Below are 23,167 nucleotides of genomic sequence, written 5' to 3'. Positions count from 1 at the left end.
GGGTGACTTCAGCCATTATGGATTCCCGCCTGCGCGGGAATGACATGTTTCCGAAAAGTTAGACGCGCCGCGCCCTCACCGCTTCTTCGCCGCCCAGGCTTTCGCCTGCGTATTCGCAAGCTCGACCAGATTGCCCATCACCACCGGCATGTCGATCAGGTGCAGGCCCCAGTCGGGGAGGATCTTGTTGAGGATCACGACATCGCCCGCGATCGTGTCGGTGCGCGGATCGGCGGGGTCGGCGTTGACGGTGACGGCGAGATAGCTGAACTTGCCGTTGCGCACGCATTCCGAGCTCAGCAGCCCCGGCGCCTTCACGAACGGGGTCGCCACGGCGGGGCCGTCCTTCACCCACGGCGCCTGGATGCCGCTGCCGAGCCCCGCCCCGCGCGTGCCGAGGTAATTGTTGGTCACAGCCTTGCCGCCGCCGAGCGCGGCCGGATTGGTGCAGGCCGCGATCATCCCCGGCTGCGGCACGACGCCGAAGCGGCTGTTTTCGGGCGGCGGCGCGTCGGCGCGGAAAGTGACGTAAGTGATCAGGCACCCGGTCTGGGTGGCGGCGGTGCAGAGCGGAAACGCCTTCAGGTCGCCGCCCACCGTCTTGCCCGCCGGCACCGCGACATTGGTGCCGAGCAGCATCGCCGAGATGATCTGCCTCGACACCGGCTTGCCGTCGATTTCCTGCGCGATCAGCTCCTTGAGCATGCCCGATCCCTGACTATGCCCGATCAGCACCACACCGCGTCCTTTGTTCTCGGTCGCGAGATAATGGTTCCACGCCGCCTTCACATCGCCATAGGCCATCGCGCGATCGGCGGAGAGCGCGCCGCCACCCATCACGGTACGCAGCGCGCCGAGCGTGATCTGGCGATAGAGCGGCGCGAAGACGCGGCAATATTTGCCGAATCGTGCCGCCTGGAAGGTCGCGACGGTACGCTCCTCGAGCCCCGCGTTCATGTCGCTGTTGGGCGTCGGGTCGAGCGACACGGTCGGATAGACGTAGAAACAGTCGAACTTGGGCGCGGCGGCGGGCTTGAACGCCTCGACCGTCTGCGTGCCGTTGGCGGCGACAATCGTCGCGTCCTGATTGGCCGCACAGGCATCGGCCCGACCGGGCAGGCACAGCCACGTCTCGGGCTGGGCATAGTTGGGCGCAGCGGCGGGCGACGGTGCCTGCTGCGCAAGCGACGGGCTGGCGACGGCGGCGACCGCAAGCGCGATCAGGGCGACGGATTTCATGGCACTCTTCCCCATCTGTTTTGCCGCGACCATAGCGCGGCCCACGCGCCCGTCGAGGGGTTAAAGCGGATAGAGCGCGCCCGCGATCCATCGGCCTTCGCCGCGCAGCACTGCCCAGGCGCGAGCGGCGGCACGGCTGTCCATCGGCTCGAGCCCGATCCCGCGCGCCTCCAGCGCCGCCACCAGTCCGCGCGGCGGCAGTTGAAGCGTCGCCCCGGTGCCCAGCAGGATGAACTCGGGCGCCGGATCAAGTGCGAGCAGCGACGCGAGCGCGGCTTCGTCGAGCGCTTCGACCGGCGGCGGCGTCCAGCCATCGGCACGCCGCGGCGTGATCAGCAGCGCGGTGTAGACATTGTCGTCCACGCGGAAACCACCGCGCACGAACCCTGAGATCAGCGGGCCGTCGCTGCCAGCCTCGCGCGCCAGCTTCATTTGCTGAGCGTCACTTGTCGATCGGCCCGATCCGCTCGGCGCCTGCCATCGGCGATGCCTTGCCCGGCGGCGGCGCGACTGGCTCGGCGCGCAGGCCTAGCGTGATCAGCAACGACGACGACACATAGATCGACGAATAGGTCCCGACGACGACGCCTAGGATCATCGCGGCGGTGAAGGCGCGCAGCACTGGCCCGCCGAAGATCAGCAGCGCGATCAGCGCCAGCAGGATCGTCAGCGAGGTCATCACCGTACGCGGCAGCGTTTCATTGACCGACAGGTCGACGATTTCGCGCATGTCCATTTTGCGATAGCGGCGCATATTTTCGCGGATACGGTCGTCGATGACGATCTTGTCGTTGATCGAATAGCCGATGATCGTCAGCACCGCCGCGACGATGTTCAGGTCGAATTCGAACTGGCTGACCGCAAAAAATCCCAGCGTCATCAGCACGTCGTGGACGATCGCGACGACGGTCGACACGCCGAACTGCCATTCGAAGCGCAGCATCGCAAACAGGCCGATCCCGATCACCGCGAGAATGACGGCGAGAATGCCCTTCCAGATCAGCTCGTTCGAAACCTTGCCCGACACCGCATCCTGCTTCGAAAAGCGCGCGTCGGGGAATTTGGCGGTGATCGCCGCCTGCACGCGCTTCACCACCGCCTCGGTCGCGCCCTTATCGTCGCTCTTGGGCGGGGGCAGGCGGATCGACACGGTCTTGCCGTCGCCATAGGGCTGGAGTCGTACTTCGCCGAGGCCAAGGTCGTCCACCGTCTTGCGCAGCGTTTCGATGTCGGGCGATTTGCTGAATTTCTCCTCGATCGTAAGCCCGCCGACGAAATCGACGCCGAGGTTGAGCCGGAACAGCAACACGCAAACGATCGCACCGACCGACAACAGGGTCGTCAGCCCGAACGCCCAGTAACGCAGTCGGACAAAGGCGATGTTGGTGTTGTCGGGGACGAGTTTCAAAAGCCGCATGGGATCAGCCGATCAGATATTGAGTGTCGCAGGTCGCGTGCGGCGCAGCCACAGCACGACGAGCATGCGCGTGAAGACAACGGCAGTGAACACCGAGGTAACGATGCCGATCAGCAGCACGACCGCAAAGCCCTTCACCGGCCCCGAGCCGAGCAGCAGCATGATCACGCCCGAAATCGCGTGCGTGACGTTTGCTTCGAAGATCGTGCGGCTCGCTTCCTTGTAGCCGAGCTCGACCGACTGCAGCACGCTGCGCCCGCGCCGCTGTTCCTCGCGGATGCGCTCGTTGATCAGCACGTTTGCGTCGACCGCGGTGCCGATCGTCAGCACGAAGCCAGCGATGCCCGGCAAGGTCAACGTGCCGCCGATGACCGCAAGCACGCCGAGGATAATCAGCACGTTGATGACGACGGCGACGTTCGCATAAACGCCGAAGCGGCCATAAGTCACAAGCATGAACACGATCACGGCCACCGTCGCGATGATCGATGCAGTGATGCCGGCGCGGATCGAGTCAGCGCCGAGTTCGGGGCCGACGGTGCGTTCCTCGACCACTTTCAGCGAGATCGGGAGCTTGCCCGAGCTGAGCGCAATCGCGAGTTCGTTGGCCGATTTGACGCTGAACGACCCCTCGATATAGCCCGAGCCGCCCAGAATCGGCGACTGGATGTTGGGTGCCGAGATCACTTGGCCGTCGACCACCACCGCAAAGCGCCGCCCGACATTTTCCTGCGTCACTTCGGCGAACTTGCGCCCGCCATCGGCGTTGAAAGCGAATTCGACGATCGGCGAATTGTCTTCCTGCTTATACGCCTGTTTCGCGCTGAGCAGCTGGTCGCCGGTGATGATCGCGCGGCGCTGGACGACGATTTTCGCGCCCTGCCCGCCTTCGGGATAGGGCAGCGCCTGCGTCCCCGGCGGCAGGATGCCGCCTTCGACATAGGGGATGTTCTCGACCATCTTGAATTCGAGCTTGGCCGTCTTGCCGAGCAGATCCTTTAGCGCCTGCGGGTCCTTTAGCCCCGGCACCTGCACAACGATGCGGCTGGCGCCCTGGCGGACGATGGTCGGTTCGCGCGTGCCGAGCTTGTCGATGCGGACGCGCACGACATCGGTCGCGGTGTTCATCGCATCGTTGATTGCCTTGTCGGTGCCCGCCTGGGTCGGCTTCATCACCACGCGGGTCGCGTCGACGAAGGTCAGGTCCCAGTCGCGTTGCCCGGTAAGCCCGACGCCCGATGTCAGCCGGTTAAGCCGCTCGCGCGCCGCATCGAGCTGGGTCACGTCGCGCAGCAGGAAGCTCAGCTGGCCATTGTCAGTCGACACTTCGCCGATGTCGATCTTGGGCGTGCCCGACTGCATTTCGTTGATGATCTGCTCGCGCATCGCCTCGATCCGCGTCTTGACCAGCTCATCGGCGTCGGCCTCGACCAGGAGATAACTGCCACCGGCGAGGTCGAGCCCCAGATTGACGCGCGGATGCGGGAAGCTGCCCCAGCTGTCGGTGATTTTTTCAGGCAGGAAGGTCGGCACCGACAGCAGCATCAGCGCGACAAGCAGGCCGATGATCGACGCAACTTTCCAGCGAGGGAAATCGAGCATGGCTTCAGTCGTTCGCGGGCTTGGCGGCGCCGGTGGCCGCAACCGCGGCGATCGTCGACTTGACGACGCGCACGCGCACGCCCTGGGCGATCTCGACTTCGGCGACGCGCTCGTCGACCTTGGTCACCTTGCCGATGATGCCGCCGGCCGTGGTAATCTCATCGCCCTTCTTGACGGCGTTCACGGCGTTCTGAAGCTCCTTCATCCGCTTCTGCTGAGGGCGGATCATCAGGAAGTAGAATGCGATGAAGACCAGAAACAGCGGCGCAATGCCGATCAACTGGGCGGTCGCGTCACTGCCGACGGCACCGCCGGCGGTCTGGGCAAAAGCTGGGGAAGCGAACATGCACGTCCTGGGCTGGAAAAGGGTGGCGGCACCTTCGGGCGCCCTATAAGGGGGGCGCGCTATCACGGGTTATCCAACTTCGCAATGATTGGAGCGGATATGCGCGGTCTCAAGAGGGTTGAGTAGTGAGCCTCGCGCCGCCACCCGGCTTTGCACGCCATTTCCGCCAAAGCCCGCTCACCGATCCGTGGGAGCCGCTCTGGTCGAGGCGCGATGGCGACGCGTTCGTGCTGGCGCTCGAAATCGCCACCCCGCACACTAATGCGCGCGGCATGGCGCACGGCGGGCTGGTCGCCGCGCTTGCCGACAATGCGATGGGCATCGCCTGCGTGCTGGCGACCGAGGGGTTGAGCGGCATTGTCACTGTCAATCTGTCGGTCGACCTGATCGGTAGCGCGCGGATCGGCGACTGGCTCGAGTTTCGCGCGCGGCCGGTGCGGGTCGGGCGCAGTCTTGCTTTTGCCGAATGCGCAGTCGCGACGCCCGAACGGCTGGTCGCGCGCGCGAGCGCGGTGTTCAGCGTACCCGCCGCCCAGGGCTGAACGGCCCGCATCAACGCTTGCATCGGCGCGCCAAGCTGCTTATGCGCCAGCCCCTCGGTCGGGACGTAGCGCAGCCTGGTAGCGCATCACACTGGGGGTGTGGGGGTCGCAGGTTCGAATCCTGTCGTCCCGACCAAGATTCCCGCCATTCTAGCCCATCCAGCCGGTCGCGCATGCAACGGACCTGCGGCGTCAAGCGGCCCCGGCGCGCGCTCTTGGGCGCAAGACGTCTCGCGCAATCGCAATATGGTGCTTAAACAAACCCGTCCTCCGCCTTATTGATCCACCTCGGCCAGCTTGGCTGTCAGAAAATTAACCATGACCGATGCAGATATCGGCAATGTTCGGCGCTGGGAGAGCGGACCGGACCGGGGTGGGGAAGTCAGGTTTGTTGGCGAGCAACGATGAGCAGCGACGCAACGGGGCGGCGCCAGGGGTTTTGACGGCACCCGTGCCGACGGAACCCGCGCCCGACGTCGACCTGCGCTATTTTGCCGAAATCGCGGCCGAGCATTTCGGCGTACCGATCGCGATGGTGTCGCTGATCGAGCAGGATCGACTGCGGCTGAAGGCCTGTGTCGGCATGGACATTGCCGACGCGCCCGACGAACTCATTTTTTGCGAACATGTCCTGCATGATGGCCCCGGCACGATGATGGTGGTCGAGGACGCGACACTCGACGACCGCTTTGCGTCGGCACCACTCGTGCAAGGCGCGCCCGGCGTGCGCTTTTATTCCGGTGCGGCGATGGTCGCGGCGGACGGCCAGCCAGTCGGCATCTTGTGCATCGTCGACAACACGCCGCGGTGTCGCCCGGGTCCGGGTGAATTGCGCTTTCTGCAGACGCTTGGGCGGCTGATTGTCGACCAGCTCGATCTCGCCCGCGCGCGCGCCGCCTTTGATGAACAGCGGCGGCTGATGGGCATTGCCGAGGCCATGGCCGGCGTCGGTCACTGGCGCTTCGATGTCGCGACCCAGCGGATCACCGGGTCCGACCAAGTGTATCGCATTCTCGGCCTGCCCCCGGCGACCGATGTGCCCGATTTCGCTGCTATCCTGTCGCTTTATCATGAAGACGACCGCGACATGCTGCGCCGCGGCGTCGCCCATGCGATCGCCACCGGCGAAGGTTATGAACTGACGCTGCGCATCCGCCGCCCCGACGGCAAGATCCGGCATACGCTCGCCAAGGCCGAATGTGCACGCGATGCGAATGGCGAGGTTACCTCGATCTTCGGGCTGTTCCAGGACATCACCGACCAGCATCTGGCGGCGCTCGCGCTGACCGAAAGCGAGCATCGCTATCGCCTGCTCGCGAGCAATCTGAGCGATGTCATTTCGGTCTATGGCGTCGATGGCAGGTTCCGCTACATGTCGCCCTCGGTCGAGGACATGCTCGGCTTTCGTCCCGAGGAACTCGTCGGTCGGACCCCGTTTGAATTCATCTTGCCCGACGATCATCAACGCGTCGCCAAGGCTTTTGCCGAAAGCTGCAAATCCGGCGACCGGATGACGATCGAATACCGCGTTCGCGCCAAGGACGGCCGGGTCCGCTGGCTCGAGGCCAAACCGCGCTTCCACCGCGGCGCCGACGGGCGGATCATCGAGATTTCGGATTCGGTCCGCGACGTGACCGAGCGCCACGAGCGCGAAGCGGCGCTGCGCCAGGCGCGCGCCGATGCCGAGGCCGCCGCGCGGGCCAAAAGCACCTTCCTTGCCAATATGAGCCATGAGATCCGCACGCCGATGAACGGGGTGATCGGCTTTACCGACTTGCTGCTCGCGGAACCGCTCACCGACGCGCAGCGCGGCAAGGTGCAGATGATTGCCGATTCCGGCGCGGCGATGATGCGGCTCCTGAACGACATCCTCGATCTGTCGAAGATTGAAGTCGGGCAAATGATGATCGGCTGCCACGCGGTCGACGTCCGCCAATTGCTGCGCAACTGCGCGTCACTGATGAAACCGCTCGTCGATCAAAAGGGGCTGACGATCATCACCTCGATTGCCGATGACGTGCCCCAGACCGTGCTGGGGGATGACCTTCGGCTGCGTCAGGTGATCCTCAACTTGATCGGCAATGCCGTCAAATTCACCGATGAGGGCGATATCTCGGTTGCAGTGTCGATCGCGACCGATGGCGATCAGGACATGCTTCAGATTGCCGTCAGCGATACCGGCATCGGTATCGACCGCGATCACCAGCAAGCCGTTTTCGGCGAGTTCGTGCAGGCCGACGAAACCACCGCGCGACGCTATGGCGGGTCGGGGCTTGGGCTGGCGATCAGTGCCGAGCTGGTCCGGCTGATGGCAGGCACGATTGCGCTCGACAGCACACCCGGCGTCGGCACGACCGTCCGCTTCTGCATTCCGCTGCTGGTCGCAGGCGAGGATGATGTCGTCGCGCCCGCTCTGCCCGACGCCAATCAGGCCACAGCCCGACCGTCAGCAGGCTTACGCGTGCTGGTGGCTGAGGATCATCCGGTCAACCAGCAGTTGATCCGCGCGATGCTGGCGAAGATGGACATCGTCCCCGACATCGTCGCCGATGGCGAGGCGGCCGCCGACCGCGTGATCGCGGCGGCACGCGGCGACGCACCCTATGAACTGGTGCTGATGGATATCCAGATGCCCGTCTGCGACGGGATTGACGCGACGCGCGCGATCCGCGCCAGCGGAATCGACGCCGACCGGCTGCCGATCGTCGCGCTGACCGCCAATGCCTATGCGACCGACATCGACCAGTGCCGCGACGCCGGGATGCAGGACCATCTTCCCAAGCCCGTCACCATGGCCAGCCTGTCGGCAATGATCGCGCGCTGGACCGCGCCTGGTCCCGATCGGGTTGCGCCAGCAGCGATCCGGGATGTCCCGGCATGACGCCCGCCACCTTCGTGCCAGCGGCACGGCCGCCCTTGGTCGATATCGTTCTCGACGAGGAAAAGCTTGCCGATCTGCGCGCGGCGCTGGGCGACGTCGCGCTTCGCACGCTGATCGATCTTATGCTGCAGGACATCCCGCCGCGCGTGAAGTCGATCCTGTCCGCGATGGCGGCTTCGCAGCCGCGGCTCGCGTCGCGGCAGGCGCATGCCTTGCGCGGCGCGGCATCGGGCGTGGGCGCGGTTGCGCTGGCGGGCGCCTGCAGCGCGATCGAGCAGCTCGATCCGCTGGCACCTTCCCCGCTGCGGCTGGCCTGGATTGCCGAGCAGGCGTGCGACGCGCTGCGGCGGCTGCGCGATCAGCTTTCGACGTCGAGCGACTGAAGCGCGAGAATCGCCTGCGTCCGGTTGGTGACGCCGAGCTTGCGGAAGATCTGCGCGAAATGCGTCTTCACGGTCGGTTCGCTGATACCGAGTTCATAGGCGAGTTGCTTGTTCGCGCTGCCGCTGGCGGCCGCGCGCAACACACGCAGTTGCGCCGCCGACAATTCGCCGATTCGCGCCGCCGCATCGGGCAGGGGCGAAGGCGGCAGGTCCTGAAAGGCTTCGGGTGGAAAGACCTGGCCACCGGCAAGCAGCGCGCGAATCGCCGCAATCATGGCGCTCATCGGCGCGCTCTTGGCGATATAGCCGCTGGCGCCGTGGCGCATCGCCTGCTGCATCGTCGACGGCGCGTCGATGCTGCTGACGATTGCAACCGGCACCCCCGGCTGCGCCTTCGTCACGGCAATCAATCCCGCAAAGCCTTGAGCATCGGGCAATTTCAGATCGAGCAGAACCAGATCGAAGCGCGCGCGCGACGCCAGTTCGAGTGCCGCCGTCAGACTTTCGACATGGTCGGTCCGGGCGTCGGCGACGACCTGACGCGCCGCCATGCCCAGCGCGGCAGCGCAGATCGGGTGGTCATCAGCAATCAGAATGTTAACGGCCAAGCGATCGTCTCCTGCAATCGTGATAAACGGGACCGATTACTCACTCATTTACGATGTGCCGAATCGCCGACGATCCATCGGCGCGGGCCCGCAGGACGCGGCGGCAGGCTCGCATAACTGCGATTCCTGCGGCGTCATCCCTCTAGCGGACGTTCGTAACCACATTCCCTCATCCCTTAGTATGGTTACCCAGCCAAAGCGGGACGCCCCAACCAATCGTTTAACTATTGCGGGCCACAGCGCCGCTCATGACAAAGCGCACCCACCCCGACCGGGCCTTGTGCCCCACCCTGAACCGGCCCGCTCTCCGAATCGGGCTCGCGGCGACATCGGGCCTTGGCCTGCTGAGCGTTGCGGTTCCGGCCTCCGCCGAACTGACGCGCGCCGGCGTCGTCATCAACAATACCGCGACCGCGAGCTTCGATGATCCGACCGGCACGACCGCCAGCGCCAATTCGGGCGACGTCGCGACCCGCCCCGCCGTGCAGGGCGAAGTGCTGACCTTCCGCGTCACCAATGCCGGCAATGGCGAAGAGAATTTCCGCCTGACTGCCAATGGCGCGGTCGGCGGCAATGGCTTTACCCCTGTGATCACCCGCATCGCGATCGACAGCGACGGCGATGGGCTTTACGACCCGGCCAAGGACGCCGCCTATGTCGCCGGGACCAATGATCCGCTGATCGCGCCTGAGTCTTCGGCGACGGTGTTCGTGATTGCCAACATCCCGGCTGGTCTGAACGACGCAGCGCGCGCGGCCATATCATTGCAGGCGCAGGCCGTGACGGGCACCGGCCCTGCGGGGACGAGCTTTGCGGGTCGCGGCACCGGCGGCGGCGACGCGATCACCGGCGCGACGACCGCGGACCGCACCGCCAGCGGCTACCTCCGGGTCAGCGCAGCAAATGTCGATGTGGTCAAATCAGCGACGGTCGCCGATCAATATGGCGGCACCGCCGCGATCCCCGGCGCCACGATTACCTACAAGCTCGTCGCGCGCACCACCGGATCGGGCAGCCTTGCCAATCTGCGGCTCGGCGACGCCATTCCCGATGGCACCAGCTATATCGCCGAATCGCTCGATCTCGATGGTGTCCGGCTGACCGACGCCGCCGACGGCGATGCCGGCAGCTTTGCTGCCAACCGAGTTACCGCAACGCTCGGCACGGTGCCGGGCGGCGTGCAGCGTGTGCTGACCTTCAAGGTCAAGATCAACTAATTGGAGAGGCCCATGAAATTCTTCCCCTTCGCGATCATTGCCCTCTCGCTTGCCGGCGCTGCCCAGGCGGCACCGACGGTTGAGCTGTCGAGCAAGATCCAGGTCGAAAAGCAGGTCACCGTCAACGGCAAGCAGCAGACCGTGCTGCGCGACCCGAAGCCGGTTTTCCCCGGCGACCGGCTGGTCATCACGATCAGCTATCGCAACGCGACCGGCAAGCCCGTCAATGATTTCGTTGTCAACAATCCGGTCCCGGCCGCGGTCCAGTTCACGGGCGAAGCCTCGCCCGGCGTGCAGGTATCGGTCGACGGCGGTCGCAGCTTCGGCCTGCTTTCGACGCTGAAGGTCCGCAAGGCCGACGGCACGATCCGCGCGGCCCAGCCGGTCGATGTCACGCACCTGCGCTGGGTGCTGGCAGGCGCGATGCCGCCGGGGGCGTCGGGGTCGCTGAGCTTCCGCGGGGTCGTTCGCTAGTCTTCCTGCCCACTTAGCGCGCCGGTGGGTCGGTCAAGGGCGCGCACCACAATATCGAAGGACTATTGAGTCATGAAACGCACCAGCAAGCTGCTGGGCGCGACGGGGAGCTTCGTGCTCGCGATGACGGCCACGCCGGCCCTCGCAAGCGGAACCACCTCGGGCACCCAGATCACCAATACGGTTACCGTCAACTTCACCGTCGGCGGCGCTGCGCAAACGGCTGTCCAGGCGTCCGACACCTTCACCGTCGACCGCAAGATCAGCCTGACCGTCGCCGAAGTCGGCACCACCACGACCTCGGTATCGCCCAACCAGCTGGCGGCAGTCACGGCGTTCACGGTCACCAACACATCGAACACCGCGCTCGACTTCGCGCTGGTCGCAGCCCAGCAGGCGGGCGGCGCGGGTGCCCACAGCAATACCGACAATTTCGACGTGACCAACGTCCGCATCTATCGCGACGCGACGGGTGCAGGCGCCGGCAGCTACGGTGCCGAGGACACGCTCGTCACCAGCCTCGATGAACTGGCCGCCGACGCGTCGGCAACCGTGTTCATCGTCGCCGATGTGCCGATCACGCGCGTGACGGGCGATGTTGCCGCCGTGACGCTGACGGCAACCGCACGCGAAGGTGGCGCCGCCGGTACGCTGGGTGCAGCGATCACCCAGACGACGGGTGCCAACACCAGCGGCGTCGACACCGTCTTCGCCGATGGCGCGGGCGCGACCGATGCCGCCCGTGACGGTGCCTTCTCGGCACGTGACGACTATACCGTCCTTGCGGCGGCGCTCACCGTCACCAAGTCGAGCACGATCATCAGCGATCCGTTCAACGGCACGACCAATCCCAAGGCCGTTCCGGGCGCGGTGGTGCAATATTGCGTCATCATCCGCAACGCCGCGGGCGGTGCGGTCGCCAACAGCGTCGCCATCAGCGATCCGCTGCCGAGTGCCACGACCTATCTGTCGAGCTTCGGCGTCAGCGCCAACACGACGGTGACGGGCAGCACCTGCAACGCCGACGGCAATGTCACCGGCAGCCAGGCATCAGGGACGGTCACGGCGACCATCCCGACGCTGGCCCCCGGCGATGCACGCGGCGTCATCTTCCGCGTGACCATCAACTAAGCGGTTCAAGTCGCGCCCGCCGTCCCCCACCCCAGCCCACGGCGGGCGCGGCTTGATACGACGCCATGTTCAGTCTGCGTCCCCTTCTTACGCCTCTGCTCGTGACCCTGTTGTCCGCGTTCGCGCTCGTTTGCGCAGCGCGGGCGCAGGATATTTCGGCAGCACCGGCAGTGCGCGAAATCGTCAACGTCGCCGAAGCGCGCTGGCAAGCGGGCAGTGACGAGCTGACCCGGCTGTCCAACCGCGTCTCGATCCCGACGCAAGACTCCTCTGGCACGGGTTTTTCGATTGCGCCGCTCCGGCTCGGCGATGGTCCCACGGCAAGTCCCCGGCCCGTGGCGCGGCCGATGTGCCAAGGGAGCGCGGGTCAGATCTCCGTCCCGCTCGACGATGCCGCGCTGAATGCCGGCGATCAGCCCAAGCTGATGCCGACCGCCGACATCCGCGGCGGCGAGCCGCTCTATTTTTCGATTACCTTTCCCGGCGCCAACACCGATCCCGGCAAGATCAACAGCCTGACCGGCGTCATCGAATCGCGCGACGGCAAGGATCGCGAAATCCTGACCATTTATGAAACCGGCGCGAACACCGGCGTGTTCGTCGGCGTCGTTCAGACCCGCCTGTCACCGCCGGTTGCCGTGCAGGGTGATTGCGTGCTGACCGTCGAGGAAGGCGATATCGTGTCGGTTGCGAGCCTCGCGACCCGCAACGGCTTTCCGCTGGTCCGGACGCAGGTGAATGTCCTCGTCGATCCTTATGGCTTCGCCTTCGATTCCGAAGACGGATCTGCGGTCGACGGCGTGTCGGTCACGCTGATCGACGAAGCGACCGGCCAGCCCGCGCGGGTGAAGGGCAGCGACGGCGTGTCGGACTATCCCTCGACCGTTTTGACCGGTGCACCGGTCACCGATGCGGGTGGCCATTTCTATCCCGGCATTCCCGGCGACTATCGTTTCCCGTTTGTCGCGCAGGGGCGCTATCGCCTCGTGGTACAACCGCCAGCGCCCTACACCGCGCCCTCGGCCGCGAGCCCGCAGGTGCTGGCCGCGCTGCGCCGCCCCGACGGCCAGCCGGTGGAAATCGGCGAGGGCTCCTATGGGCGCACCATCATCATCGACCGGCCCGAGCCGGTGCGCGTCGATATTCCGCTCGATCGCCCGCGCGTCGCCGCCAGCGTCACCAAGGTCGCCGACCGTGGTCTCGCCGCGCCCGGCGATCTGGTGATTTACACCGTCACCGTGCGCAATCCCGATACGCTACGCCCGAAGCGCGGACTGGTGCTGGTCGACACGCTGCCGGGGGCGATGCGGTTGCGGCGCAACACCGTGCGCGTCGATGGGCGCGCAATGCCCGACGCCGTCAAGCCGAGCCCCGACGGCGGCAAGCTGACGGTCGACCTGGGCACGGTGCCGCCCGGCGCGGCCCGCGTCGTCCGTTACGCACTCGAAGTGCGGCTCGACGCGCGCGACGGTGTGGCGGTCAATCGCGCACGCACACGCGACACGCTCGGCACCGAAAGCCCGATTGCCGAAAGCGTGGTGCGGATCAGCCGCGAGACGATTGCCGATCGCATGACGATCATCGGCCGCGTGATCGCGGGCAATTGCGGGCTCGACCCTGATGGCCGCCCCGGCGTGCGCGGCGTGCGCGTGCTGCTGGAGGACGGTAGCTATGCCATTACGGATGCCGACGGCCGCTACCACTTCGAAGGCGTCGTGCCCGGCGTCCATGTCGTCGCGATCGAGCCATCGACCTTGCCCGCGGGTACCAAGGCCGTCGACTGCGCGCGCAACACGCGCAGCGGCGGCAGCGCGGTCTCGCGTTTTGTCGAAGGTAGCGGCGGGTCGCTCCACCGCGCCGATTTCCGCATCGCGCTCGACCCCGATTATGTGCCGTCGGCAGGCGCGTCGTCACGCCCCGCCACGCCCGCTGCGGTTGCCAGCGACAAGGAAGCGGCCGGCGGCGAGGAGGACTGGTTCGCCGACAACACCCCCGGCATCGACTGGCTCTATCCGCGCCCCGATACCAATCCGCGCGCGCCCGCCGTGCGTATCGTCATCAAATATCTGCCGGGCCAGAAGGTCACGCTGTTTGCAGGCGGCAAGCCTGTCGATCCAGTGACTTATGACGGCGAGAAGACCAATGCCGAGCGGACGATTTCGGTCAGCCTGTGGCGCGGCGTGCCGCTTGGCGAAACGGGCACGCGTTTCACGGCCGAAGTCCGCAACGCCGACGGCAGCCTGGCCAAAAAGCTCGAACGCCATGTCGCTTTCGTCGCACAGGCGACGGACGCCGTGGTGCTGCGCGACCAGTCGGTGCTGGTCGCCGACGGCATCACCAAACCGGTGATCACGCTGCGCATCACCGACCGCCACGGCCGCCCGGTTCACCATGGCCTGACCGGCGATATCCAGCTGCCCGCCCCCTATGCGCCCGCCGTCGAGGCCGATGCCGAACAGGCGCGCCAGCTCGCCGGGATGGAGCGGCCGCGCGCGCAATGGCGGGTCGAAGGCGATGACGGCATCGCGCGGGTGATGCTCGAGCCGACCACGGTCAGCGGTGCGCTCGGGCTCGTCCTTCCCTTCTCCGACGGCAGGACAACGCGGCAGCGGCGCATCGACCTGTGGCTCGATCCCGGCGACCGACCATGGACATTGGTCGGGTTGGCCGAGGGTACGCTCGGCTACACCCGGCTGAAGCAGGGGCTCGAGCCCGCCGCGACCAGCACGGACTCGCTCAGCGCCGACGGGCGCATTGCGCTTTTTGCGCGCGGTCGTGTGCGCGGCAAATGGCTGATGACGCTCGCTTACGATAGCAAGAAGCGCGAAAGCGAAACGCGCTTCGGGGGGACGATCGACCCCGACACCTATTACACGGTCTATGCCGACCAGAGCGAACGCCGCTTTGGCGCGGCATCGGTGCGCAAGCTCTATCTCAAGCTCGAGCGCCCGCAATTCTACGCTTTGTTCGGCGATTATGACACTGGCATCAATGAGCCGGTGCTGGCGCGCTATGTCCGCTCGTTCAACGGCATCAAGGCCGAGTATCGTTCGGCGCACGTCTCCGCGCTCGGCTTTGCCGCCGACGCGCCGAGCCGCCACCGGCGCGACGAACTTCAAGGGACCGGCCTGTCGGGGCCGTATCAGCTCGGCGCGCGCGATCTGCTGGCGAACAGCGAAACGATCGCGATAGAAACGCGCGACAGGCTGCGCGGTGACAGGCTCGTCGACCGGCGGGTGCTGACGCGTCACATCGATTACGACATCGATTACGGCGCGGGCACGCTGCGTTTCCGCGAGCCGGTGCTGTCGCGCAGTTCGTCGCTCGACCCGCAGATCATCGTCGCCGATTATGAAGTCAACGGGGTCGGGCGCCGCTCGCTCAATGCCGGCGGACGCGCAACCGCGACGCTGGCGGGCGGCAAGCTGCGGATCGGCGCGACCGGCATTCGCGACGCCGATGATCTGGGCGCAACCAGCCTTGGCGGCGCTGACCTGCGCTACCGCCCCGACGCGAGCACCGAAATCCGCGCCGAAGCCGCCGCCAGCGTTGCCGAAGCCGGGCGCGGCAGCGGCACGTCGATCGCCTATTTGGTTGAGGCCGAGCGTCACAGCCAGAAGCTCGACCTGCTTGCTTATGTGCGGCAGGAAGGCGCCGGCTTCGGCATCGGCCAGACCGCGCGCACGACGCAGGCACGGCGCACGATCGGCTTTGAAGGCAGCATGCGGCTCAGCGAACCGCTGACGATTTCGGGCGCGGCGTGGCATGAGCGATCGCTTGGCGCCCCGGCCAGCCGCATCGCGGCCCGCGCGCTTGCCGAGTATCGGACATCGCTGACGGATTTCCGCGCCGGCGTCACTTTTGCACAGGACCACCGCGTCGATGGCCTCACCGCGCAATCGACGATCGTCCAGCTCGGCGCGACGCGACGGCTGTTCGACAATCGGCTCGAACTCGATGCGCAGACCGAATTCGCACTCGGCAAGGCTGCCAGTGTCGATTTCCCGGCGCGCCAGCGCGTCAGTGCGCGCTTCGCTCTTACCAAATCGGTACGTCTTGCTGCCAGCTATGAACGCGCGCGCGGCGACAAGGTGAAGGCCGACACGCTGCGCGTCGGCGTCGATCTCCAGCCGTGGTCGGGCGCGCGACTGACCAGCGCGATCGGCCAGCAGGGCGGCGGCGAATATGGTCCGCGCGCCTTCGCCGCCTATGGCCTGGCGCAAACGATCGCGATCAGCAGCCGCTGGTCGGTCGATTTCTCGGTCGACGGCAATCGCACGCTGTCGGGCATCGATCCCGCGTCGGTCATCAACCCCGCACAGCCGGTCGCATCGGGCGGACAATTGACGAGCGAGGGCGGCATCACTGAGGATTTCGTCGCGATCACCGGCGGCGCGACCTATCGTGGCGAGCGCTGGAGTGCCGCTGCGCGCGCCGAATATCGCACCGGATCGCTGACCGATCGCTATGCCGTCACCGCATCATTGCTGCGCCGGATCGGCGAAGGCCGCGCGCTCGGCGCCCTGCTGACCGTCGCGCATGCCGAGGACCGCACAGGCCAGGTCACCGAAACCGCCAATCTGGCGCTGTCATGGGCGCATCGCCCGTCGACATCGCGGTTCAGCTGGTTCGACAAGCTCGAAGCGCGCAGCGATCTGGTGCGCGGCGCGGTGCTGGGCCAGCCCGGGCCGATCGGCGGCGCACCGCTCGGCATTTCGGGCGATGTTGCGTCGCGCCGAATCATCAACAGCCTGTCGCTCAACTATTCGGCCAAGGAGCACCGCGGCAGCGAGTGGCTCGATCGCAGCGAAATCTCGCTGTTCTGGGGCAGCCGCTATGTCGACACGCGCTTCGGCGATGCCGATATCAGCGGCTGGAGCAACATCGTCGCGCTGGAAACGCGCTTCGATCTCAATAGTCACATCGATATCGGCGTGGCAGCGAGCACGCGGCTTTCAACCGGCTCCGCGACGGTCGGTTATGCCGTCGGACCCTCGATCGGCCTGCGCCCCTTCAAGAACGGCTGGCTGGTGATCGGCTATAACATCGCCGGGTTCGACGACCGCGATTTTGCCGCCGCGCGCAGCACGCGGCAGGGCGTCTATGCCTCGTTCCGGCTGAAATTTGACAATGGCCTGCTGGCCGATCTTGGGTTGCAGAAATGATCGCTCGACTGATCCTGTTCGTCTTTCTGCTGGCCAGCGCGAGCGCCGCGCGCGCCGATTGCGATGCTGCCAACCGCTATGTCTTCAGCTTCGCGAACCAGAGCGCGGCGACGCTAAGCTATGGCACGACCTACAGCTATACCGCGCGCAACGGCAATGGCGCGACACAAACGGTGACGATGACGCTGACGCAAAATGGCCTGTCGTCGACCGCGGCAGGCGGGGTGACGCTGCCCGCAATCACGACGCTGGTGACCGGCTCGACGCTTGCGCAAACGCTCACCATCGGCGGTATTTTCAGCGGTCGCACCGCCAACCTGACCGGCACGACGCGCGTCGTCACCCTGACCTACAACTTCCCCGAGCCCGTGCGCGACGTGTCGTTCACGCTGCACGACGTCGATTTTGCGGCCAACCAGTTCCGCGACTGGATTCAGGTGACGGGCTCGGCCGGGACCGTCGCAATGTCGGCGCCGCCGGGTAATGGCAATGGCGCCTCCGCCGCGCGCACCGCGACCGGATCGACCGTCGCCTTCGGCACGCTGTCCACGCCGGTATCGCTGACGGTTTCGCAAGCCGCGGGAACGGCCGCGGCGGGCAACAACTCCGATGAGGGCACCGTCAACGTCAGCTTTGCCGCCCCCGTGACCAGCGTGACGTTGCGTTACGGCAATTATCCGCTCGTCAGCGGCGAGAATTCGACCGGGCAGCAGGCAATCGGCATCAGCGGCGTCAATTACTGCCCGTTGCCGCGCATCACCGTGACCAAGACATCGACGCCCTATCTGACGAGCGGGACCAACCGCTTCGCGATCCCCGGCGCCGATGTGATCTACACCTTTTCGGTCGCCAACACCGGCGGCAGCCCGGTCGATGCAGCGACCGTGGTGCTGACCGACGTGCTGCCGGCCAACGTCACCTTTTACGGCGGCGATGTCGATGATGGCGGGCCGGCGACCGGGCCGTTCGAATTCACGCCCGGCTCGAGCGGGCTGACGCTGCCCACCAGCGGCATCGCCTATTCGAACAACGGCGGCGCCAGCTACGCCTATCAGGCGACGGCCAGCTATGATGCCAATGTCCGCGCCATCCGCCTGACGCCAAGCGGCTCCTTCGCTGCCAACAGCAGCTTCACGGTGCGGTTTCGCGCGCGGATCAACTGATTATTGCACCAGGCGGCCGCGCGACGGTCATTTCAGGTCGCCCTCGGGGCGACGTGCAGGGTGACTCGCACGCCGGGGCGACCGTTTGCATCGATCGCTTCGATCGTGCCGCCACGCGCGACGACTTGGCGACGCTCGCCAGCGGGGAGCAGGATCGTGAGCGTCGTGGCACCCTCGCCACCCGTCCGCGACACGTCGAGATCGATCCGGTCGCCCCGCGCGCTACCTTCGATCCGCCAGCGCGTCAGTGGCGCGCCGACGCTTTCGCCATCGTCCTCCACCGCTTCCCACGCGAACTCGTCATCGCCGATCGGCGGGAACAGCCACACCCCGCGCTCGAGCGCGCCGGGCCGGAAACCGCCGCGCGCGAGATCGACGAACAGCCCCGATCGGGCGCGTGCGAACAGCGGCGGCGGGCCGTCGAGCGGGGCGGCAACCTCGACGCGCATGCCGCCCGCATGCGCCTGGCCGCTCCAGACGTCGTACCAATGATCGGCGCCCGGCAGCCGCACCGTCCGCGTCGTCGCGCCGGGTTCGACGACGATCGCCGCGAGCAGATTGCGCCCGATCAGATGGTCGTCGCTATCCGCCCACGCCGCCGGATCGTCCGGATGATCGAGCCAGAGCGGACGCAGCATCGGTTCATAGTCGCGCGCATGACGGTGGAGCAGGTCGTAGAAGAACGGGATCAGCGTCTGGCGCAACGCCATCAGCCGCCGGATCGCGGGCGTCGCGTGCGGGTGCATCCACGGCTCGTTGACGGTGCGGTCGTCGTTCCAGCTATGGATGCTGAAGCGCGGCATCAATATGCCCGCCTGCACCCAGCGGATCAGCAGTTCGGCGTCGGGCGCCGGCCCCGCAAAGCCGCCGACATCATGCCCGCTGTTCGACACGCCCGACAGCGAGAGACCGAGCCCCATCTTGAGATTGTAGCGCAGCGTCGGCCACGCGGTGCGATTGTCGCCCGACCAGGTCTGCGCGTAACGCTGAAGCCCGGCCATGCCCGACCGCGTGACGACATAAGGCCGCTTGGCCGGCGCATGCGCGATCTGGGCCGCGCGCGACGCGCGCATCATCAGCAGCGGCTGGAGCGGCAGCGCCTCCGCCGCCGCGCGCGGGGTGCCGAAGCCATGGATGCGCGCGCGCGCGTCCCAGACCTCATATTCGTTATTGTCGTTCCAGGTCGCGGTGATCCCTTGGTCGAGCAGCGCAGTCGTCACCTGCCCGCGCCACCATGCCGCCGTCGCCGGATTGGTGAAGTCGAGATAGACGCCCGGCGCATCCCAAAATTGCGCTTCGCTCGGCGCGCCCTGCCCGTCGGTAATGAGCATCCCGCCGTCGCGGACCGCATCGATCTGCGGATGGTCGAGCAGCATCGCGGGCTTGATGTTGGCGACGAGCTTCACGCCCGCATCGGCATAGCTCTTCGCGAAACCCGCCGGATTGGGAAATTTGTCGCGGTTCCAGTGGAAGACGTAGCGCTTGTCGCCGATCGAGGTGTAGCCCGACGAGAGGTGAAACGAGCCACAGCCGATGTCGTGCGCCGCCAGCCCGTCGATGAATTCGGCCATCCGTCGCTGCGCATCGGGCGCGTCGGTATAGGTCATCGTCGAGCCCGAATAGCCGAGCGACCAGCGCGGCGGCAGTGCCGGGCGTCCGGTCAGCCAGGTGAAGCGCTTGGTGACGCTCAGCGGATCCGGCCCCGCGATCATGTAGAGATCGATATCGCCGTGCTCCGCGACCATGTGCCGATAGGTCCCGTGATAATTGTCGAGCTCTTGCCCGAAATCGAAGGTCGCGCGGGCGAGCGTATCGTAGAAACTGCCGTGGCAGCTGCCGTCGGCCTGTGCGGTCAGGACATAGGGGATCGACTTGTAGAGCGGGTCGCTGGTTGCCGCATCATAGCCCATCGGGTCGAGATTGGTCAGGCGGAAGCGCCGCCCGCTCCGGTCCATCGGTCCCGATCGCTCACCGAGGCCATAGTAACGCTCCCCGGGGCGGCGGACGAGATAATGATGCGCGCGCCCGTCCCACCAGCCGAAGTCATAGGCCTGCGTCGGGCGATCCTCGGCGATCACGTGCCACTGGTCGCCAACCCGCTGCGCCCAGCGGCACCGGAGGCCGGTGAGGGCGATGCTCAAGCGGAGATGCGTGGTTGCGATCGTCAGGATGTCGCCGGTCTGGCCGACATCGAAATCGGGGCAGGCGAAACCTTGGGTCGTCATCCGGTCGCGGCCGGGCTCGGCGATGTCCTCGGCCCCCGGCGCGATCGCCCAGCTCGGCGGGCTGCGCAGCGTGCCGTCGGCAAGCAGCAGCAGCCGGACGATATCCTCCTCGAGCACGAAGACATGCGCCACCGCGCCGGTGTCCGACGCGAGCGTCACCCGCGCGCCGTCGCGCCCGGCGAACGCGAACACGGGCGGTGCCGAGATCGTCGCGCGCCGCGTCACCTGGCGGCTCCGGGCACCGCGAGGCGGCTGATCGTCAGGATGAGCACGGCAGCGCCGATCAGGTCGAACAGCGCGAGGCAGGCGAACAGCGGCGCATAGCCGATGCCGTCGGCAAGTTGTCCGATCGCGAGCGAGAACAGCAGCCCGCCGGTCCACCCGGCCATGCCGACGAAGCCGTTCGCGGTGCCGACTTCGGCGGGCGTGAAGACGTCGGCCGACAGCGTGTTGATCAGCACCGAGATCATCTGATGCGCAAAGCCGCCGACGCAGAACAGCGCAATCGCCATCATCGGGCTGGTGGCGAGCCCGATGCAGCCCGGGGCGATCATCAGCACCGCGCCGATCGCAATGCCGGTGACGCGCGACGGAATCAGCTTCAGCCCCACGCGTTTCATCAGAAAGGGCGACAGATAGCCGCCAAGGATGCCCCCCATGTCGGCGGCAAGGAACGGCAGCCATGCGAACAGCGCGATCTGCTTCAAGTCCATGCCGCGCTCGGTGACGAGATAGAGCGGGATCCAGAAGCTGAACGTCTGCCATGCCGGCTCGGCGAGGAAGCGCGGCACCGCGATCGCCCAGAACCGCCTAGTGCCGACGATTGCCCGCGCCGATACCTTCGCGCCTGCAATCACCGGCGGGCGATCGGCCTCGATCAGCGTCAGCTCAGCTGGCGTTATCGCAAAGTGATCGGCGGGCGAGCGGTAGAATGCATACCACAGCACCGCCCAGACCAGCCCGATCGCGCCGGTGACGATGAACGCCATCTGCCAGTCGTAGAACGCGCTGATGCCGATCACGACCGGCGGCGCGAGCACCGCGCCGAGCGACGTGCCGGCATTGAACCATCCCGTCGCCACCGATCGCTGGCGCGCCGGAAACCATTCGGCAATCGCCTTCATGCCGGAGGGGATCGCCGCGGCTTCGCTCAGGCCCAGCAGCCCGCGAAAGAACGCCAGCCCCTGCCACCCGCCGGCGAAGGCATGGAGCATGTTCGACACCGACCAGGCGACCGCAAATACCGCAAAACCAATCCGCAGGCCGACCGAATCGACGATGAACCCGCACACCGGCTGCATCAGCGTATAGGCGAGCTGGAACGCGCCGACGACATAGCTGTATTGCTCGGTCGAGAAATGCAGCTCGGTCTTGAGTTGCGGCGCCAGCACGCCGAGCGAATTGCGCGCAAGGTAGTTGAGGATTGTGCCGAGCGAGACAAGGCCGACGATCCACCAGCGCAGGCCGACGATGCTGAAGCGGCGCGTGCTCACCAGTTCCACATCGTGCCGTCGCGCAAGCGAGCGATCGGCAACTGGCGCGGGTCATAGGGATATTTGGCGGCGAGCTCTTCGTCGATGTCGACGCCGTGGCCCGGCGCATCACCCGGATGCAGCAGCCCGTCGGCGAAGGAATATGCATGCGGGAAGATCGCGTCGGTTTCGGGCGTGTGGCGCATATATTCCTGGATGCCGAAATTGGGCACCCAGCTCTGGAAATGGAGCGCCGCGCCCATCGTGACGGGCGACAGGTCGGTGGCGCCGTGGCAGCCGGTGCGCACCTGCCAGATCGCGGCAAAATCGGCGATGCGGCGCAGATGGGTGATGCCGCCCGCGCCGACGATGGTCGCGCGGATATAATCGATCAGCTGGTTCTGGATCAGGTCCTTACAGTCCCAGATCGTGTTGAACACTTCACCGACCGCGAGCGGCGTCGTGCTGTGCTGGCGGATCAGCTTGAAGGCTTCCTGATTTTCGGCCGGAGTCGCATCCTCGAGCCAGAACAGGTCGTAGGGCTCGAGGCTTTTGGCGAGCTTGGCGGCTTCCTGCGGGGTCAGCCGGTGATGGGCGTCGTGGAGCAGCAGCGGCGCCTCGCCGAATTTCGCGCGCAATGCCTCGAACAGCTTCGGCGTGTGGCGCAGATATTCGGGCGTCGACCAGATCGTCTCGGTCGGCAGTTCGGCGTCGGCAGGTTCGTAGAACAACTTGTCCTTCGACACCCCATAGGGCTTGTCGAGCCCTGGCACCCCGCTCTGCGCGCGGATCGCGTGATAGCCCAAGTCGATGTAGCGCGCGACTTCGTCGATCGTATGGGCGATGTCGGCGCCATTGGCATGACCATAGACGAGCACGCCGTCGCGGCTCTTGCCGCCGAGCAGGTCGTAAACGGGTGCGCCGAGCGCCTTACCCTTGATGTCCCACAGCGCCACGTCGACGGCAGCGATCGCGCGCATCGTCACCGGGCCGCACCGCCAATAGGCGCCGCGATAGAGCAATTGCCAGATGTCCTCGATCCGGCGCGCGTCGCGGCCGATCAGCAGCGGGCAGACATGATCGCGAAGATAGCTGACGACGGCCAGCTCGCGTCCGTTGAGCGTCGCGTCGCCGATGCCGTGGATGCCCTCGTCGGTCACGATCTTGAGCGTCACGAAATTGCGCCCCGGGCTCGTCACGATCACACGTGCATCGGTTATTCGCATCGGCTGCTGTCCCCCCCTGACCGGTCAGCCCACGCTAGCCAATCGGTGCTGGCCTGTCTCTATTGGCCTGACCAAT

General features: G+C 66.3%; 17 protein-coding genes and 1 tRNA gene. 9 read left to right on the top strand and 9 right to left on the bottom strand.

Annotated elements, in window-relative coordinates; translation table 11 throughout:
* Nucleotides 1–75: 75 nt before the first annotated feature.
* Genes AX672_RS11425 through yajC form a run of 5 tightly spaced genes read right to left on the bottom strand, consistent with a single transcriptional unit; the run spans nt 76 to nt 4,604 of the window.
* Complete coding sequence (locus tag AX672_RS11425) at nt 76–1,239, bottom strand: DUF3089 domain-containing protein (protein ID WP_066651576.1); 1,164 nt, start codon at nt 1,237–1,239, stop codon at nt 76–78.
* 60 nt (nt 1,240–1,299) lie between these two features.
* Entirely contained in the window at nt 1,300–1,671 is a 372-nt protein-coding gene (locus AX672_RS11420) for an Mth938-like domain-containing protein (RefSeq protein WP_066651490.1), read from the bottom strand.
* 10 nt (nt 1,672–1,681) lie between these two features.
* On the bottom strand, nt 1,682–2,656 hold the full coding sequence (gene secF, locus AX672_RS11415) for a protein translocase subunit SecF (protein WP_066651489.1): 975 nt from the start codon (nt 2,654–2,656) through the stop codon (nt 1,682–1,684).
* A 12-nt stretch (nt 2,657–2,668) separates the two neighbouring features.
* Complete coding sequence (gene secD, locus AX672_RS11410) at nt 2,669–4,258, bottom strand: protein translocase subunit SecD (protein WP_066651487.1); 1,590 nt, start codon at nt 4,256–4,258, stop codon at nt 2,669–2,671.
* Between the two features lie 4 nt (nt 4,259–4,262).
* Entirely contained in the window at nt 4,263–4,604 is a 342-nt protein-coding gene (gene yajC / locus AX672_RS11405; protein ID WP_066651485.1) for a preprotein translocase subunit YajC, read from the bottom strand.
* Between the two features lie 125 nt (nt 4,605–4,729).
* Here yajC and AX672_RS11400 point away from each other — a divergent pair, with 125 nt between their 5' ends.
* From AX672_RS11400 to AX672_RS11385, 4 genes are all read left to right on the top strand, one after another.
* On the top strand, nt 4,730–5,146 hold the full coding sequence (locus AX672_RS11400; RefSeq protein ID WP_066651483.1) for a PaaI family thioesterase: 417 nt from the start codon (nt 4,730–4,732) through the stop codon (nt 5,144–5,146).
* A 59-nt stretch (nt 5,147–5,205) separates the two neighbouring features.
* Nucleotides 5,206–5,282 (top strand) — tRNA-Pro (locus AX672_RS11395).
* 315 nt (nt 5,283–5,597) lie between these two features.
* Nucleotides 5,598–8,027 (top strand): PAS domain-containing protein, encoded by a 2,430-nt coding sequence (locus AX672_RS11390; RefSeq protein ID WP_066651482.1) that lies wholly within the window; start codon nt 5,598–5,600, stop codon nt 8,025–8,027.
* Nucleotides 8,024–8,410, top strand: coding sequence for an Hpt domain-containing protein (locus tag AX672_RS11385; protein ID WP_066651480.1), 387 nt, complete (start codon nt 8,024–8,026; stop codon nt 8,408–8,410). The genes AX672_RS11390 and AX672_RS11385 overlap by 4 nt, the downstream gene beginning before the upstream one ends.
* Here the strand turns inward: AX672_RS11385 and AX672_RS11380 are convergent.
* Nucleotides 8,386–9,018 (bottom strand): response regulator transcription factor, encoded by a 633-nt coding sequence (locus AX672_RS11380; RefSeq protein WP_231731295.1) that lies wholly within the window; start codon nt 9,016–9,018, stop codon nt 8,386–8,388. The two genes, AX672_RS11385 and AX672_RS11380, sit on opposite strands and share 25 nt — an antisense overlap.
* Nucleotides 9,019–9,266: 248 nt before the next feature.
* On the opposite strand from AX672_RS11380, the gene AX672_RS11375 reads away from it, so the two are divergent.
* The 5 genes from AX672_RS11375 to AX672_RS11355 all read left to right on the top strand — a co-directional run bounded on the left by AX672_RS11375 (nt 9,267) and on the right by AX672_RS11355 (nt 18,168).
* Nucleotides 9,267–10,235, top strand: coding sequence for a DUF11 domain-containing protein (locus AX672_RS11375; protein ID WP_066651475.1), 969 nt, complete (start codon nt 9,267–9,269; stop codon nt 10,233–10,235).
* A 12-nt stretch (nt 10,236–10,247) separates the two neighbouring features.
* Nucleotides 10,248–10,709 carry a hypothetical protein gene (locus AX672_RS11370; protein WP_066651470.1) on the top strand — a complete coding sequence of 154 codons (462 nt, stop codon included), beginning with the start codon at nt 10,248–10,250 and terminating at the stop codon, nt 10,707–10,709.
* 72 nt (nt 10,710–10,781) lie between these two features.
* A complete protein-coding gene (locus AX672_RS11365) occupies nt 10,782–11,840 on the top strand; it encodes a hypothetical protein (protein ID WP_066651468.1) in 1,059 nt (352 codons plus the stop codon).
* 101 nt (nt 11,841–11,941) lie between these two features.
* Entirely contained in the window at nt 11,942–17,005 is a 5,064-nt protein-coding gene (locus AX672_RS11360) for a hypothetical protein (RefSeq protein WP_231731293.1), read from the top strand.
* A complete protein-coding gene (locus AX672_RS11355) occupies nt 17,002–18,168 on the top strand; it encodes a hypothetical protein (protein ID WP_066651464.1) in 1,167 nt (388 codons plus the stop codon). Before AX672_RS11360 ends, AX672_RS11355 begins: the two co-directional genes overlap by 4 nt.
* A 32-nt stretch (nt 18,169–18,200) precedes the next feature.
* Here the strand turns inward: AX672_RS11355 and AX672_RS11350 are convergent, their stop codons facing one another.
* From AX672_RS11350 to manD, 3 genes are read right to left on the bottom strand one after another with little or no spacing between them, the layout of a single operon-like run.
* Nucleotides 18,201–20,618 carry a glycoside hydrolase family 31 protein gene (locus AX672_RS11350; protein ID WP_066651459.1) on the bottom strand — a complete coding sequence of 806 codons (2,418 nt, stop codon included), beginning with the start codon at nt 20,616–20,618 and terminating at the stop codon, nt 18,201–18,203.
* Nucleotides 20,615–21,895 carry an MFS transporter gene (locus tag AX672_RS11345; protein ID WP_202189315.1) on the bottom strand — a complete coding sequence of 427 codons (1,281 nt, stop codon included), beginning with the start codon at nt 21,893–21,895 and terminating at the stop codon, nt 20,615–20,617. The genes AX672_RS11350 and AX672_RS11345 overlap by 4 nt, the downstream gene beginning before the upstream one ends.
* A complete protein-coding gene (manD, locus tag AX672_RS11340) occupies nt 21,883–23,091 on the bottom strand; it encodes a D-mannonate dehydratase ManD (protein ID WP_066651457.1) in 1,209 nt (402 codons plus the stop codon). Before manD ends, AX672_RS11345 begins: the two co-directional genes overlap by 13 nt.
* Nucleotides 23,092–23,167 lie beyond the last annotated feature (76 nt).

It is taken from the genome of Sphingomonas sp. CCH10-B3 (genome assembly GCF_001556185.1).
GTDB classification, from domain to species: domain Bacteria; phylum Pseudomonadota; class Alphaproteobacteria; order Sphingomonadales; family Sphingomonadaceae; genus Sphingomonas; species Sphingomonas aquatica.
This window is presented reverse-complemented; position numbering and strand designations above follow the sequence as displayed.

Excerpts from the sequence above, each read along its gene's own strand:
- AX672_RS11375 (WP_066651475.1), top strand. The coding sequence starts at position 9,267 with ATGACAAAGCGCACCCACCCCGACCGGGCCTTGTGCCCCACCCTGAAC.
- AX672_RS11420 (WP_066651490.1), bottom strand. The coding sequence starts at position 1,671 with ATGAAGCTGGCGCGCGAGGCTGGCAGCGACGGCCCGCTGATCTCAGGG.
- secD (WP_066651487.1), bottom strand. The coding sequence starts at position 4,258 with ATGCTCGATTTCCCTCGCTGGAAAGTTGCGTCGATCATCGGCCTGCTT.
- secF (WP_066651489.1), bottom strand. The coding sequence starts at position 2,656 with ATGCGGCTTTTGAAACTCGTCCCCGACAACACCAACATCGCCTTTGTC.
- AX672_RS11365 (WP_066651468.1), top strand. The coding sequence starts at position 10,782 with ATGAAACGCACCAGCAAGCTGCTGGGCGCGACGGGGAGCTTCGTGCTC.
- yajC (WP_066651485.1), bottom strand. The coding sequence starts at position 4,604 with ATGTTCGCTTCCCCAGCTTTTGCCCAGACCGCCGGCGGTGCCGTCGGC.
- AX672_RS11370 (WP_066651470.1), top strand. The coding sequence starts at position 10,248 with ATGAAATTCTTCCCCTTCGCGATCATTGCCCTCTCGCTTGCCGGCGCT.
- manD (WP_066651457.1), bottom strand. The coding sequence starts at position 23,091 with ATGCGAATAACCGATGCACGTGTGATCGTGACGAGCCCGGGGCGCAAT.
- AX672_RS11425 (WP_066651576.1), bottom strand. The coding sequence starts at position 1,239 with ATGAAATCCGTCGCCCTGATCGCGCTTGCGGTCGCCGCCGTCGCCAGC.
- AX672_RS11355 (WP_066651464.1), top strand. The coding sequence starts at position 17,002 with ATGATCGCTCGACTGATCCTGTTCGTCTTTCTGCTGGCCAGCGCGAGC.
- AX672_RS11385 (WP_066651480.1), top strand. The coding sequence starts at position 8,024 with ATGACGCCCGCCACCTTCGTGCCAGCGGCACGGCCGCCCTTGGTCGAT.